At 49.0% G+C, this 692-nt stretch carries 1 protein-coding gene; it reads left to right on the forward strand.

Going from position 1 to position 692, the window contains the following annotated elements:
- Positions 1 to 95 precede the first annotated feature (95 nt).
- Positions 96 to 692, forward strand: a 597-nt coding sequence (locus JKP77_RS22175; RefSeq protein WP_218313346.1) for an IS30 family transposase, incomplete at its 3' end; no start/stop codon positions are given.

Consider the following 692-nt stretch of genomic DNA (forward strand, 5'->3'; position numbering starts at 1 on the left):
CCCCGAATTCATATAGTAACTGCAACGCCCCCCAAAATTAAAACGGTGAGCTATCGTTACTTCTCCATTTTCTTTCCGGCAAGAAGGTAAATGATATGAAGTACAAACAGCTCACCGAGAATGAAAGGTATATGTTGTCTGCGCTTAGAAAGCAAGGGTTGTCTGTTCCTCAGATAGCGACAGCACTGGGTAGGCATCGCACAACAATCTGGCGTGAAGTAAAACGTAATTCCTGCTGGAGTATTGATGGCGCTTACCGACCACCAATCGCTCAGCGCCGAACGCGAGTGCGGCGGCGTAAAAGTCGTAGTGGTATAAAGCTGACCGAGTCTGACTTTGTACTGGTTCGGGTATTACTAGGTTATGAATGGAGTCCAGAGCAAATAACAGGCTTCCTGAAACGCCATGGTCATAAGTGCGTCAGTCACGAGAGTATCTATCAATACGTCTGGCGGGATAAAGCTGCTGGAGGTGATCTCTGGCAGTGTTTGAGACAGTCCTTAAAGCGTCGCCGCAAGCGCTATAAAGCGTACGACAGTCGTGGCCGCCTGGCAGATAAGCGACATATCTCGGAACGTCCTAATTCCGTTGAAGACAGGCAAGAGGTAGGGCACTGGGAAATCGACACAGTGATAGGGCATACAACAAAAGACTGCATTGTTACGCTGGTTGAGCGGGCGACAGGGTACTTA

Source organism: Alteromonas antoniana (assembly GCF_019249295.1).
Lineage (GTDB): Bacteria > Pseudomonadota > Gammaproteobacteria > Enterobacterales > Alteromonadaceae > Alteromonas > Alteromonas antoniana.